The sequence below is a fragment of the uncultured Thiodictyon sp. genome (assembly GCA_903837595.1).
GTDB lineage: Bacteria > Pseudomonadota > Gammaproteobacteria > Chromatiales > Chromatiaceae > Thiodictyon.
In genome coordinates this window covers 1-12,924 of record CAILVI010000408.1, presented here as the reverse complement: position 1 = coordinate 12,924, position 12,924 = coordinate 1, and the positions used below count along the sequence as shown (strand labels likewise).

Below are 12,924 nucleotides of genomic sequence, written 5' to 3'. Positions count from 1 at the left end.
ATGACTGAACAACCCACACCCCGCCTGGGCCGCCTGATCGGGGTCTCACTGGGGCCCGGCGACCCGGACCTCATCACCCGCCGCGGCTGGATCGCCCTGCAGTCGGACGCCCGCTGGGTCTATCCGGTCAAGGGCAAGGGCGCGGAGTCCTATGCACTGGCCATCGTGCAGCGGGCCGGGCTTGCGGTCCCGGCGGACGCGCAGGCGCTGCACTTTCCGATGACCAGCGACCCCACGGTCCTGGCCCTGGCCTGGACGCGCGCCGGGGCCTGTTGCGCCGAGTGGTTGGCCGCCGGGCGGGACCTGCTGTTCCTGGTGGAGGGCGACGCCTCGACCTACTCGACCTTCGGCCATCTGGCGCGGGCGCTGCGCGTCCTGGACCCGGGGGTCGTGGTGGAGGTGATCCCAGGCGTACCTTCGTATAATGCCGCCGCCGCACGGATCGCCGCGCCGCTGGTGGAGGAGGACGGGACGCTCGCCATCATTCCTGCCGCCTATGGCATCGCGGTCATCGACGGTCTCATCGACTCCTTCGACACCCTGGTCTTGCTCAAGGTGAAGCCCTTGCTCGACCCGTTGCTGGACCTTTTGGAGCGGCGCGGCCTGCTGGAGCAGGCGTGTTTCATTGAGAAGGTTGGCGCGCCCGATGAGCGGGTGGTCGAGTCGGTGGGCAGCCTGCGCGGGGAGAAGGTCGCCTATCTTTCGCTGCTCTTGGTACGCAATCCCGGGCGGGTGCGCGGGACCTTGCAGCGCGGGTGCGCCACGGCAGGAAATCCGTAGGATGGGTAGAGCGGCCCCGGTACGGCATCGACTGTCTGGCACTGAGGTTCTGGGCCGCGAAACCCATCGCCTCCAGGTGCCGGCGAATGATGGGTTTCGCTGCGCTCTACCCATCCTACGTCTTTAGACGGCTGCGTAACCCGATGTCGGCCATCCCCCCCGAACGCCCGCTTGCCGTCCTGGCCATCACGCGCGCCGGTGTCGCCCTAGCCGGTGCGGTCGTCCAAGCCCAGCCCGGGGCGCGTCTCTATGCCCCGGAGGCCATGCGTGCGTTGGCCGAGGCGGCGGCCCCCGGCGTCTGCACCTGCTACAGTGGCCCGCTGCGCGACCTGATCCCCGAGTTGTTCGCCGACTGCGGCGGGATCGTCGCCATCTTCTCGCTGGGCGCGCTGGTGCGCCTGATCGCCCCGCACCTGCGCGACAAGTACCGGGACCCCGCGGTGGTGGTGTTGGATGAGGCCGGCCGCTTCGTCGTCCCGGTCCTCTCCGGTCATCTGGGCGGGGCCAATGCACTGGCGGGACGCCTGGCCGCGGCCCTGGGAGCGACGCCGGTGCTCACCACCGCCTCGGATGTGCGCCAGACCCTGGCCGTGGATCTGCTCGGGCGGGAACTGGGCTGGACAGTGGCGACGAGTGCCAATGACCTGCTGAGAGCGAGTGCAGCGGTGGTGAACGACGAGCCGGTTGCATTGGTCCAGGAGGCCGGGAGCAGCGACTGGTGGGCGGGCCATGCCAATGGGCGGGCGGGTCCGCTGCCTGGCAACCTGCACTGTTATGGCGCTTTGGAATCGGTGGACCTGGACCGGTATCGCGCCATACTCTGGATCACCGACCGCGCCAAGCCGCCGTCTCTCGACGGATTCAACGGCGCGCTCGTGATCTACCGAGTCCCCGAGGTCACGCCATGAAGGATCGCCTGGCCCTGGGTCTGGGCTGCGACCGCGGTACGCCCGCCGCCACTCTGGAGCGCGCGGTGGCCGAGGCACTCGCCATCCTGGATGCTGAGCCGGCCCAGGTGGCCGCGGTGGCGAGTATCGATCTGAAGGCGGACGAGGTGGGGCTGGCCGACTGGGCCGCGTATCATGGCTGGCAGCCCATTTTCTTTAGCGCGGCGCAGCTTGCGCCCGTGCAGGTCCCCAACCCGTCCGAGACGGTGCGTCGCCACACCGGCACCCCCTCGGTCAGCGAGGCGGCGGCCCTGTTGGCCGCGGGGCGCAAGGGCGGGCCCTTATTGGTCGAAAAACATAAAGTGCGAGACTCCCAGGGCAAACACGCCACGGTGTCGATCGCGAGGATCATTGATGACTGACAGTTCCACCCGCGGCAAGCTCTTCCTCGTCGGCATCGGTCCCGGCGGTGAGGCCCACATGACCGCCCGTGCCCGCGAGGCCATCGCCACCGCCGACACCCTCATCGGCCACGCCACCTACCTGCGCCTGGTCGCCGATCTGGTCACTGACCAGGAGGTGGTCAGGAGTTCCATGACCGAGGAACTGGACCGGGCGGTCATGGCCGTGGAGCTGGCCCAGGCGGGTCGCACCGTCGCCCTGATCTCATCGGGTGACAGCGGGGTCTACGGCATGGCCGGGCTGACCTACGAGGTCCTGTTCCAGTCCGGCTGGACCCCGGAGACCGGCTTCCCGGTCGAGATGGTCCCGGGCGTCACCGCGCTGGCCAGTTGCGCGGCCCTGGTCGGGGCGCCGTTGAGCCATGACTTCTGCGCCATCTCGCTGTCGGACCTGCTGACCCCCTGGCCGGTGATTGCCCGTCGGCTCAACGCGGCGGCGGCGGCCGACTTCGTCGTTGCGCTCTACAATCCCAAGAGCGGGCGGCGCGCGCGCCAGATCGTCGAGGCGCAGCGCCTGTTCCTCTGCCATCGCCACCCCGAGACCCCGGTTGCACTGGTACAGTCCGCCTACCGGCCGCGTCAGCGCCTGGAGCTGACCACCCTGGCGGAGTTGGACCGGCGCGAGGTCAGTATGCTGACCACCGTCCTGATCGGTAACAGCCAGACCCGGATCGAGCACGGGCTGTTAATCACCCCGCGCGGCTATACCAACAAATACGACCTGCGGGGCCGCACGACGGTTGACGGGGAGCGGGGCGGGCACTCACTCTCCAGCGGACTGGACGGCTGGCTTGCGACCATCCGCGCCGGTGGCGAGTCCGCGGCCGAGCTCGCGCAACGCTATGGGTTGCCTGAAGACTATATCGCGGCGGTATTGGCGTGCGCGGATGCGGCGATTGAAGACTAGACAGCAGTTATACGGAGGACCAAAGAATGAATAAGATGATCGTCGGCGCGCTCAGTGCGCTCTTGTTCACCGGCGGTGCGCTGGCGGATGCGGCCGCGAATGGGGGCGACGGGTTGTGGGCCAGGCTGATCAGCGGACGCGACGTCCCGCCGATTTCGAGCGAACGCTATCGCACCGAGTGCAGCGGCTGCCACTTCGCCTACCAGCCCGGGCTGCTGCCCGCCGACGGCTGGGCGCGCATCATGGGCGCGCTGGACGACCACTTCGGAGACGACGCGACCCTGGACCCGGCCGTCGCCAAGGAACTGAGCGACTACCTGACCGCCAATGCCGCCAATGACACCCGCTCCATCCGCTCCCGCGCCTTCGCCGCCTACCCGCTGCCGGCCGACGGTATCCCGCGTATCTCCAAGACGGCCTTTTTTCAGCGCCGCCACGGCGTGATCCCGGCGCGCCTGGTCAAGGACAATCCGCAGGTCAAGAGCTTCAGCCAGTGCGACAAGTGCCACCGCCTGGCCGAGCAGGGCCAGTTCCACGAGAGCTCGGTCATCATTCCCGGGGCGTGAGGCGGACCGGCTCCCGGACCGGAAGTGGCGCTGGTCCGTGGGAGTGGGTCATTGCCCGATAGATGCGCGAAAAGGGTTGATCAGCGTGAGGCGTCCGGCGATCACTTGGCCGTCCTGCATGTCTTCGGTGTACAGGGCAGTGCAATCGGCGGCGAGTGCCGAGGCGATGATGAGGCAATCGTAGTGACGGTAGCCATAGCGTTCGGCAAGTGCCCACGCGGATCGGACCTGTTCCAGGCCGATGTTGTTTAGTCGGACCAGTCTCAGGATCGTCTCCAGTTCGGTGGCGACCTGTGCGGGGGCCACTGCGACTTGCGCCGCAGTACATGGCTGCACTCATTGAGAACCTGGATGGAAATGTGCGGATAGCCCTTGAGCAGCGCGAGGGCCGTCGCCTTTTTCGCGTCATCGGCTCCGAAGGAGTAGAGGACGACGTTGCTATCGAGAAAGGCGTTCATCTTATCCGCGGGCGTTGTCATACAGAGCGTTTCGGTCCGGAATCGGCTTTCCGCCCCAGTCGATGCGCACACCGGCAAGATGCTCCAAGGCTTCCTGCCGCAGGGTTTCATCGCTGGGGCTTGCATTGACGACGGCGGCCTCGCCGTGAGCATGGCGTTCGGCAAGAAACTCAATAAAATCGAGCGCCTCGCGTGCCGCATACTCAGGGAGGTCGAGGCTTGTTTGATAGATACGTTCGGCGAGCGTCATATCATTATTCCTCCAGGTGGATGCTATCACGGGTGATATCGTCGTTGGCACGCGCGGCCTTGGCTGGTACGCCGGGCGCGCGTAGCCGGCTTCCCAGACTGTAAGCGATCAGATGCGTCGTTTGGTTTCCAGTGGGACATCGCAGATGATCCCGCCTTCGTTCGGTGCTGGAGGTCTGGGTCGCCCCCTGAGCAAAGGGTAACCGGGCAGCAGCCCCGATGCACCAGGTAATCCACTCGAGATTACCGCCTCTGGCTCGTGGTAAACTTGACCTTCGGACCAGCCCCGGAGTGAAAGACCATGGACCCCTGCCACCCACTGCCTGCGCCCGACCTTCACCGCCCGTCTGGGCGTGGACCTGGCCGCGGGGCGGCCGTCAACCTGATCGCCGCGCCTGGGCAGGGTGCCGGGCGGCTGCTCGCTGACCTGCGCGGCCTGACCGGCCGCGGGCCGCGCCTCGTCGCCAACCTCAAGCGGCACCGTGCGAGCCTCCCCGCGCTGGTCGCGGACCTGTGGTCCCAGACCGGGCTTGGCGGCAATGCCCCGACCAGCCTGGGCGGACTCTGCGAGCGGCTGGAGCGCGACCTGCCCGGTGCCGCGCCGCTCCTGCACCGCTTCGATGTCCTGCTGGACAATCCGGATCTGGACCCCGCCTACGACGACCGCTTCATCAATGCACTCAATGCACTGTGCAACCGCGGCCTGTCGCTGGTCTGCGTGACTGCGCAGCGCCTTCAGCAGCATGTCATCCTGACCCCGGGCGGGGTACGCACCGGTTCTATCCTGGACCTGGCCCGCGAGGACCTGCCGGTCCTGGCCTGGGCTGAGGTCATGGCCGAGATCGAGCGGCATAACCTGTCCCTGGACGAGAAGGACCGCGCCCGGCTGGCCGCCGCCGTGCTGGAGAACCCTTCGCCGTTCGACTTCATGGACCTCGCCTGTCGCCGGCTGGCGGACGGTGTCAATCCGACCTGGTCCCTGCGCAAGCGATTGAAGCGCTGGGGGCAGGAGGTCCGCCGGGAGGGTCGGCGGCTCGGACCCGGGTCGGTGGTGCGGCTGCGCCAGCGGTTGCAGACCTGGTGGCGCGCCTCCGGGCTCGGCAAACTGCTGCCGCTCGCGCGGCTCACTGCCTGGATCGGCGGCCTGTTCCCGGGCGGGAAGTAGGGTCCGCTGCGCGGACCGCTCGCCGCCGGCCGCAACCGCACCGTCTCGACCAGCCGCGGAGGCTCGCCCCATGAAATACATCGTCCTCAAGACCGGCGGCCGCGAATGTCCGGTGCTCTTCCCCAGCGACTTCTCTCATCGCCACCTGGCGGACCTCTTTGCCCCCGCGCCGGTGGTGGCCGCGGGCTTCGTGCGCGAGGGACCGGACGGGATCAGCTGCGGGGGCGAGAGCGCCGGTCTGCGAATCGGCTCCCGGGGCGGGGTGGACGTGGCCCTGATCCGTGGGGCCTTGGGAGAGGAGTGAGCCCCGGGCCGCGCGGCCCCCACCCTGTCTCGTGACGCTGCTCATTCTTTCTCGTGACGCCGCTCCAGCGGCGTCACGCATGTGTCTGGCGCTCCGCGCCACGAGGGGCCAGCGGCTGCCGGAGGCCCTCCCGGACCTCCCGGCGCGCAGCGCCTGACACAGGTGTGACACCGCTGGAGCGGTGTCACAAGAGAACAACCGCCGACCCAGGGCGTTGCCCTGGGCTGGTCTGTGTGACCCCGTTGGGGCCATCGGGAGGAGGTACCAGGCGATGACCAGACCCGAGCGCAATCCATTTGAACTCCCGGCCGAGCCCAGGGGCGGGCTGGACCTGATTTGGTGGGTGCTCTTCGAGTACCGGCGGCTTGAACGCTACGGCAAGACCCTGGACCGCCGCCGTTCCTTGAGAATCTACCTGAGTGCCGTTCTGTGGACCTCTCTTCTAGCGACTGGCGTGTGGCTACTTGGCAGCCTGCTCGTCGTTTTGCTTGAAGTGCGCTTCCCTGGTATATGCAGGATTCACTGGATCAATGCCTTAGCTTTTGACGAGACATTCGCCGGGCGACTGCTTGAGAGTATGCGTTCTGATCTTCCGTCGTTCCTAGTCGAACTGGTCGTGGGTGGTCTGGGGTGGCTCTTGGTAAATCTTTTGATGGCTGTCGTTATATTTTTTCCGTTAATGTTCTTAGGTGGTCTAGTAGCCGGGCCTGCATTGGCCTTGGTCGGGGGTATAGCATGGATTCTGACATCGATTATGGGGGGGCGGTCTACTAGAAGTTGGTCTCACAGGAGGAATTGGAGTCATTCTTGGAATGCTGATTGGCCTGGTTTGGGGGCTGCTTCTTGGTCTCTATTTTGACTTAGTCTGGGGCCTGTATATCGGTTTGTTGATGTGCCTGGGACTGAGTCTGGCCGTTTCGTTTTCGACGGGGTTCGCAGTAAGCGTTGGCTTCATGATTGGCTGGTTGTTGGGGTATTACCGGGTGCCGTTCTATTTCATTCAGGCTCCCGTGGCGCTCTTCCGCCTGGACATGCGCCACAATCCTTATCTCTGGGACGGCGCGGTCCGGTTGCCGCTCTGGGGTGCCCGCCGCCGACTCACCGACCAAGTGGCGGCAGACCCCGAGACCGGCGCAGCCTTCGTCCTTTCACAATCTCAGGGCTTGGGTACGAGGGTGGAGGGGAGTACTGCCCCGTTCCCGCGGGTCAACAGGGGTTGCGTCCGGACGCCCGTCCGATGAATCGTCGGGTTGCGCCCGCATGTAACCCAAACCTCCACCGTGCAGCCCCGGAGACCCGCCCCATGCTGATCCAGAAACCACCCCCGATCCCGTCGTCCGAGATCACGCCGCCCGCTGTCTGGGCGCGGCGCCGCGAACTGCTCAAGGCCGCGTTGGCCCTGGCGGGGACCGGGGCTGGGCTGGCGGCGGGCGGGCGCCTGCTCGCCGCGGCTCCGGCGGCGGACGGCTCCCTGGCCGTGATCCCAAACGTCCGGCCAAGCCCCCTGAGCACGGACGAACCGCGGACCAGCCGCGATGACGTGACCGGCTACAACAATTTCTACGAGTTCGGCACCGGCAAGGAGGACCCCAAGGCCAATGCCGGCTCACTCAAGCCCCGGCCCTGGACGGTGGTGGTGGACGGTGCCTGTGAGGCTCCCGGGACGATCGGGATCGAGGACATCCTGACCGGCTTTACCCAGGAGGAACGCATCTATCGGCTACGCTGTGTGGAGGCCTGGGCGATGGTGATCCCCTGGGTCGGTTTCCCGCTCGGGGACCTGCTTAAGCGCTTCAAGCCGACCTCGCAGGCGCGCTATGTGGCCTTCGAGACCCTGGTGGACCCGCAGCAACTGCCGGGGCAGCGCCGCTCGGTGCTCGATTGGCCCTATCGCGAGGGGCTGCGCATGGATGAGGCCATGCACCCGCTGACCATCCTGGCGACCGGGCTCTATGGGCAGGTCCTGCCCAATCAGAACGGGGCGCCGCTGCGCCTGGTCGTGCCCTGGAAGTACGGATTCAAGAGCATTAAGTCGATCGTGCGGATCAGCTTCACGGCGACCCAGCCGGTGAATACCTGGCAGGCGATGGCGTCCAACGAATACGGCTTCTACGCCAACGTGAACCCGGCGGTCGATCACCCGCGCTGGAGCCAGGCGCGGCACCGGATGATCGGTGAGGGGCTCTTTGCCGGCAAGCACAAGACGCTGCCGTTCAACGGCTATGCCGATCAGGTCGCGAGCCTCTATGCGGGCATGGACCTGCGGCGGGAGTTTTGATGGCGGCCGCGACGCCGCGTTTGAAGCCGGACACCGCGGTGCGCTACGGCAAGCCGCTGGTGTTCGCCTTGTGCCTGCTGCCATTGGCGCTCATGGTGTGGCTGGCGGCGGTCGACCGGCTCGGTGCCAACCCGGTGGAGGCGGTGCTGCACTTTACCGGGGACTTCGCGCTGCGCCTGCTGCTGTTCACGCTGGCGGTGACGCCGCTGCGGCGCCTGACGGGGCTCGCCTGGTTGGTGCGGTTCCGGCGCATGCTCGGGCTCTTCGCCTTTTTCTACGCGCTGCTGCACTTCACGGTCTATCTGGCGTTGGACCGCTCCCTGGACTGGGGTGAGGTCGTCACGGATCTCGCCAAGCGGCCGTACATCATGGTCGGCTTCGCCGCCTTCGTGCTGCTGGTGCCGCTGGCGGTGACTTCCACGCGTGGCTGGGTGCGGCGGTTGGGGCGCCGCTGGCAGCAGTTGCACCGGTTCGTCTATCTCATCGCGGTCCTGGGGGTGCTGCATTTTTTTTGGCTGGTGAAGGCGGACGTGCGCGAACCGCTGATCTATGCCGCTGTCCTCGCCGTCCTGCTGGCGGCTCGCCTGCCCTGGTTCAAGCCTGCATCCGCCGGTTCCGGGCGCGCAAAAGGCAAAGTTTCAGTGACCTAGCCCGCAGTTTCAGACATTGGTCCTTGCCGTGGGGCGTCCCTTCGCCCACACTGAGTGCGTCGGGCTGCCTGGTAATGGAGTACCCTTGGCCAGACCAAACATCGGCTTGACTGACTCGCACGCCCGCGGTATCCCGCGGCGGCGACACGGACGCACTTAACCCATGACATTGCATCGGCGCGCTGTCCCCGGCCGCCACACTACGACCGGGTCGTTCTGTACACTCCAGGTCAACATCCACCTGGCCGGTCCACACCCCTGGGGGTCGACATGACCGCCCGGCTGGGATTGGTGCGTCCGGCTGACACGCCGCCGGTGAAGTTGCCCGAGGTCCTGCTGGCACTGGAGCAGATCCGTGATCGCTCCATGGAAGCGGAGCGGCGGCTCGCCATGTTGCGGGCGCTGAAGGACCCGGTGGAGGCGATCCAATCCGCCCGCGCGCGGCGCGGCGCGGGCCTGGATGGGTGCGCTCCGTCGCGCACGCTTAGCCTGGAAGATTCCGTGTACCGCTCCTGGTGCGGCAATCTCCAGCGACTCCTGATCGACCTCGGTCACCCCCGTTCCGTTGGCCAGGCGCGCTTTGCGATTTACCGTGAATGGGTCCTGCGGCAGCTCCTGAAGGACTTGGGGCGGGCGGCGGACGCCGCCGTCCGGGCGGGACAGCGGGTGATGCCCGGGACCTGGCGGTCGCTGCATGACCTGTTCCTTTACCTGGACGGCCGTGACGAGGTGGCCGGTCCGGCGCCCGCGGGTCCCGCCCGGTTCAATCCGGGTAATGAATACAAGCGCCTGTTGTTGTTGGGGGCGCTCGCCGAGTACCAGGATCTGGACCAGATCCTCCCCGTCATCGGTCCGCGGCTGCGCGAGTGGGCGGGCGTCTCGGTACTCAAGCGCGATGTGTGCGTGGTGGGTGAGTCCGCCTTGCTGCGCCTCGACCTGACCGCGGACGGTCCGCCTCGTCGCGCCCGGCCGGGCGACGAGCAGCCTTACCAGGGCTGGGTCCTGGAGCCCGCCAAGCCCTACACCGACGCCCTGGCCGCTTATCCGCTGTGTGAGCGGCAGCTGACTGCCGCCGCGTGAGTCCTGGCGCGACGTTTCACTGAGCGTCCGCGCCGGGGCACCAAGAGCCGGAAATTGCTCACGTCAAGACGCCAAGCTTGCCAAGGAATGCAATGAGGTGAGGCCCGCATCCAGAGCGCCCGTCGGGTGAATGGCCCAGCCCATATAACGCATTGAAAAACCTTGGCGAGCTTGGCGCCTTGGCGTGAGACTTCATTCTCTGCCGGCGCGGGGGAGCCCCGGTTTGCTGGGTCTGATCCAACCCCGCGCCCCTTCCCCGCCCCGCGCTTCGGGTATCATCGCCACCATATCACCCGTTCCTCACCCCGATAGGGAACCCATCATGCTCGTCCTTCGTGGTGCCCCAGCGCTGTCCGATTTTCGTCTCCGCAAGCTTGAGGGGCGCCTGCGTGCGGCCCTCGGGTGTGCCGCGAGCCTGACTGCCGAGTTTGTCCATTTCGTTGATGCGGAACGCGACCTGGACGAGGCCGAGTTGGCCGTCCTCGGGCGTCTGCTGCGCTATGGCCCCAGCCTGCCCGCCGCGGCACCGGTCGGCCAACTGGTCCTGACGGTGCCGCGCACCGGGACCATCTCACCCTGGTCATCCAAGGCGACCGACATCGCACGCAATTGCGGACTCGCCGCGGTGCGACGGCTGGAGCGGGGGACCGCCTGGTCACTGGCCGCCGACCGGGTGCTCACGGCGGACCAACTGCACCAGGCGGCGACCGTGCTGCACGATCGCATGACCCAGGAGGTCCTGTTCGACCTGGCGCATGCCGGTCGGCTCTTCGACCAGGCCGAGCCCCGCCCGCTGACCCGGGTGGCGTTGCGCGCCGACGGCCGCGACGCCCTGGTCCGGGCCAATGCCGAGCTGGGTCTGGCGCTGTCCGACGACGAGGTCGACTACCTGGCCGAGAGCTTCAGTGCGCTCGGGCGCGACCCGACCGACGTGGAGCTGATGATGTTCGCCCAGGCGAACTCGGAGCACTGCCGCCACAAGATCTTCAACGCCGACTGGACCATCGACGGCGTTCGTCAGCGTCGCACCCTGTTCCAGATGATCCGCCACACCACCGACTGCGCACCGCTCGGGGTCCTCTCCGCCTACAGCGACAATGCCGCGGTGATGCAGGGCTGGGATGGGCTGCGCTTCCTGCCGGACCCCGAGAGCGGGGTCTATGGGGTCCACGAGGAGCCCATCCACATCCTGATGAAGGTGGAGACCCACAACCACCCGACCGCGATCGCCCCGGACCCGGGCGCCGCCACCGGCGCCGGTGGTGAGATCCGCGACGAGGGGGCGACCGGGCTCGGGGCCAAGCCCAAGGCGGGCCTGTGTGGTTTCTCGGTCTCCAACCTGCGCATCCCCGGGCACGAGCAGCCCTGGGAACAGGACTATGGGCGGCCGGGCCGGCTGTGCTCGGCCCTGGACATCATGCTCGAAGGGCCCATCGGCGCCGCTGCCTTCAACAACGAGTTCGGCCGTCCCAACCTGGCGGGCTATTTTCGCACCTACGAGCAGGCGATCCCGGGGCCGGACGGCGCGCCGGAGCCGCGCGGTTACCACAAGCCCATCATGCTGGCGGGCGGCATCGGCAACATCCGCGCCGAGCACGTCGCGAAAAGGCCCTTTCCGGCGGGGACGCCGCTGGTGGTGCTCGGCGGGCCAGCCATGCTGATCGGGTTGGGCGGTGGCGCGGCCTCCAGCATGGCCTCCGGGGCATCCGCCGAGGATCTCGATTTTGCCTCGGTGCAGCGTGCCAATCCGGAGATGGAGCGCCGTTGTCAGGAGGTGATCGACCGCTGCTGGGCGCGCGGTGAGGACAACCCGATTCTCTTCATCCACGACGTGGGCGCCGGCGGGCTCTCCAACGCACTGCCCGAACTGGTGCATGACGGCGGCCGGGGCGGTCGCTTCGAGTTGCGCCGCGTGCCCAATGCGGAGCCGGGCCTGACGCCCCTGGAGATCTGGTGCAACGAGGCCCAGGAGCGCTATGTGCTGGCGATCGCCGCGGACCAACTGGCAGACTTCCAGGCGATCTGTGAGCGTGAGCGCTGCCCCTATGCGGTGGTCGGGGAGGCGCTGGACGCTGCCCACCTGTCCATGACCGATGAGCGGCTGGGCGAGTCCCCGATCGACCTGCCGATGCAGGTCCTGTTCGGCAAGCCGCCGCGCATGCACCGCCATGTGGAGCGGGTTACGCCGCCCCGCACGGCGCTCGATCTCACGGCGATCCAACTGGACGAGGCCATTGCCCGGGTCCTGGCCCTGCCGGCCGTGGCCGACAAGTCCTTCCTGATCACCATCGGCGACCGCAGCATCACGGGACTCGTGGCGCGCGACCAGATGGTCGGCCCCTGGCAGATACCGGTCGCCGACTGCGCGGTGACCGCGAGCGACTACCGGGGCTTCACCGGCGAGGCCATGGCGCTGGGCGAGCGCACCCCGTTGGCCCTGCTGGACGCCCCGGCCGCCGGGCGCATGGCGGTGGGGGAGGCGATCACCAACCTGGCGGCGGCCGCCATCAACGGGCTCAGCGAGGTGCGGCTCTCCGCCAACTGGATGGCCGCCGCCGGCCACCCCGGTGAGGACGCGCGCTTGTATGAGACGGTCCGTGCGGTGGGGCTGGAGCTGTGCCCGGCGCTCGGGATCGCCATCCCGGTGGGCAAGGACTCCATGAGCATGAAGACCGTCTGGGCCGGCCCCGACGACAGCCGGCGGAGTATGACGGCGCCCCTGTCGCTCATCGTCTCGGCCTTCGCCCCGGTGAGCGATGTGCGCATCACCCTGACCCCGCAATTGCGCACCGACCGCGGGGATACCGACCTGATTCTGATCGACCTGGGGCAGGGCAAGAATCGGCTGGGCGGGTCCTGCTTGGCCCAGGTCTATGGCCAACTCGGGGACCCCGCGGTCGATGGGGTCCCGGACCTGGACGACCCGGGACTGCTCAAGCGCTTCTTCGCCGCCATCCAGGAGCTGAGCGCCGAGGGGCTGCTGCTGGCCTACCACGACCGCGCCGACGGCGGTCTGCTCGCGACCGTCTGTGAGATGGCCTTCGCCGGGCGCTGCGGGGTGGAGCTGGAGCTCGGTCCGGTGGGGGCAGGGGACCTCAAGGCACTGTTCAGCGAGGAATTGGGGGCGGTGATCCAGGAG

The 12,924-nt window shown here is 67.6% G+C and carries 14 protein-coding genes; 12 read left to right on the top strand and 2 right to left on the bottom strand.

Annotation, left to right across the window (positions count from 1 at the left end; translation table 11 throughout):
* The 5 genes from cobI to QZY44_RS24375 all read left to right on the top strand — a co-directional run bounded on the left by cobI (position 1) and on the right by QZY44_RS24375 (position 3,601).
* A complete protein-coding gene (gene cobI / locus QZY44_RS24395) occupies positions 1 to 780 on the top strand; it encodes a precorrin-2 C(20)-methyltransferase (RefSeq protein WP_295454257.1) in 780 nt (259 codons plus the stop codon).
* Positions 781 to 866: 86 nt separating this feature from the next.
* Positions 867 to 1,688 (top strand): cobalamin biosynthesis central domain-containing protein, encoded by an 822-nt coding sequence (locus QZY44_RS24390; RefSeq protein WP_295454253.1) that lies wholly within the window; start codon positions 867 to 869, stop codon positions 1,686 to 1,688.
* Positions 1,685 to 2,089, top strand: a complete 405-nt coding sequence (locus QZY44_RS24385) for a cobalamin biosynthesis protein (protein WP_295454249.1) — start codon at positions 1,685 to 1,687, stop codon at positions 2,087 to 2,089. The genes QZY44_RS24390 and QZY44_RS24385 overlap by 4 nt, the downstream gene beginning before the upstream one ends.
* Positions 2,082 to 3,035, top strand: coding sequence for a precorrin-3B C(17)-methyltransferase (gene cobJ, locus QZY44_RS24380; protein WP_295454246.1), 954 nt, complete (start codon positions 2,082 to 2,084; stop codon positions 3,033 to 3,035). Before QZY44_RS24385 ends, cobJ begins: the two co-directional genes overlap by 8 nt.
* Positions 3,036 to 3,061: 26 nt before the next feature.
* A complete protein-coding gene (locus QZY44_RS24375) occupies positions 3,062 to 3,601 on the top strand; it encodes a cytochrome C (protein WP_295454243.1) in 540 nt (179 codons plus the stop codon).
* A 48-nt stretch (positions 3,602 to 3,649) separates the two neighbouring features.
* Here the strand turns inward: QZY44_RS24375 and QZY44_RS24370 are convergent, their stop codons facing one another.
* Positions 3,650 to 3,907, bottom strand: a complete 258-nt coding sequence (locus QZY44_RS24370) for a PIN domain-containing protein (protein ID WP_295454240.1) — start codon at positions 3,905 to 3,907, stop codon at positions 3,650 to 3,652.
* 153 nt (positions 3,908 to 4,060) lie between these two features.
* Positions 4,061 to 4,309 (bottom strand): hypothetical protein, encoded by a 249-nt coding sequence (locus QZY44_RS24365; RefSeq protein WP_295454236.1) that lies wholly within the window; start codon positions 4,307 to 4,309, stop codon positions 4,061 to 4,063.
* A 300-nt stretch (positions 4,310 to 4,609) separates the two neighbouring features.
* Here QZY44_RS24365 and QZY44_RS24360 point away from each other — a divergent pair, with 300 nt between their 5' ends.
* From QZY44_RS24360 to purL, 7 genes are all read left to right on the top strand, one after another.
* Positions 4,610 to 5,473, top strand: a complete 864-nt coding sequence (locus QZY44_RS24360; RefSeq protein ID WP_295454234.1) for a hypothetical protein — start codon at positions 4,610 to 4,612, stop codon at positions 5,471 to 5,473.
* 70 nt (positions 5,474 to 5,543) lie between these two features.
* Positions 5,544 to 5,777: a hypothetical protein gene (locus QZY44_RS24355; RefSeq protein ID WP_295454229.1), complete on the top strand. Its 234-nt coding sequence runs from the start codon at positions 5,544 to 5,546 to the stop codon at positions 5,775 to 5,777.
* Positions 5,778 to 6,589: 812 nt separating this feature from the next.
* The gene (locus tag QZY44_RS24350) at positions 6,590 to 7,018 is read left to right on the top strand and encodes a hypothetical protein (protein ID WP_295454225.1); all 429 of its coding nucleotides are present in this window, start codon (positions 6,590 to 6,592) and stop codon (positions 7,016 to 7,018) included.
* Positions 7,019 to 7,080: 62 nt separating this feature from the next.
* Positions 7,081 to 8,055, top strand: a complete 975-nt coding sequence (gene msrP / locus QZY44_RS24345; RefSeq protein WP_295454220.1) for a protein-methionine-sulfoxide reductase catalytic subunit MsrP — start codon at positions 7,081 to 7,083, stop codon at positions 8,053 to 8,055.
* Entirely contained in the window at positions 8,055 to 8,705 is a 651-nt protein-coding gene (msrQ, locus tag QZY44_RS24340) for a protein-methionine-sulfoxide reductase heme-binding subunit MsrQ (RefSeq protein WP_295454217.1), read from the top strand. Before msrP ends, msrQ begins: the two co-directional genes overlap by 1 nt.
* Positions 8,706 to 8,975: 270 nt before the next feature.
* The gene (locus tag QZY44_RS24335) at positions 8,976 to 9,785 is read left to right on the top strand and encodes a hypothetical protein (protein WP_295454213.1); all 810 of its coding nucleotides are present in this window, start codon (positions 8,976 to 8,978) and stop codon (positions 9,783 to 9,785) included.
* A 322-nt stretch (positions 9,786 to 10,107) separates the two neighbouring features.
* On the top strand, positions 10,108 to 12,924 hold a 2,817-nt coding region (gene purL, locus QZY44_RS24330; protein WP_295454210.1), incomplete at its 3' end, for a phosphoribosylformylglycinamidine synthase.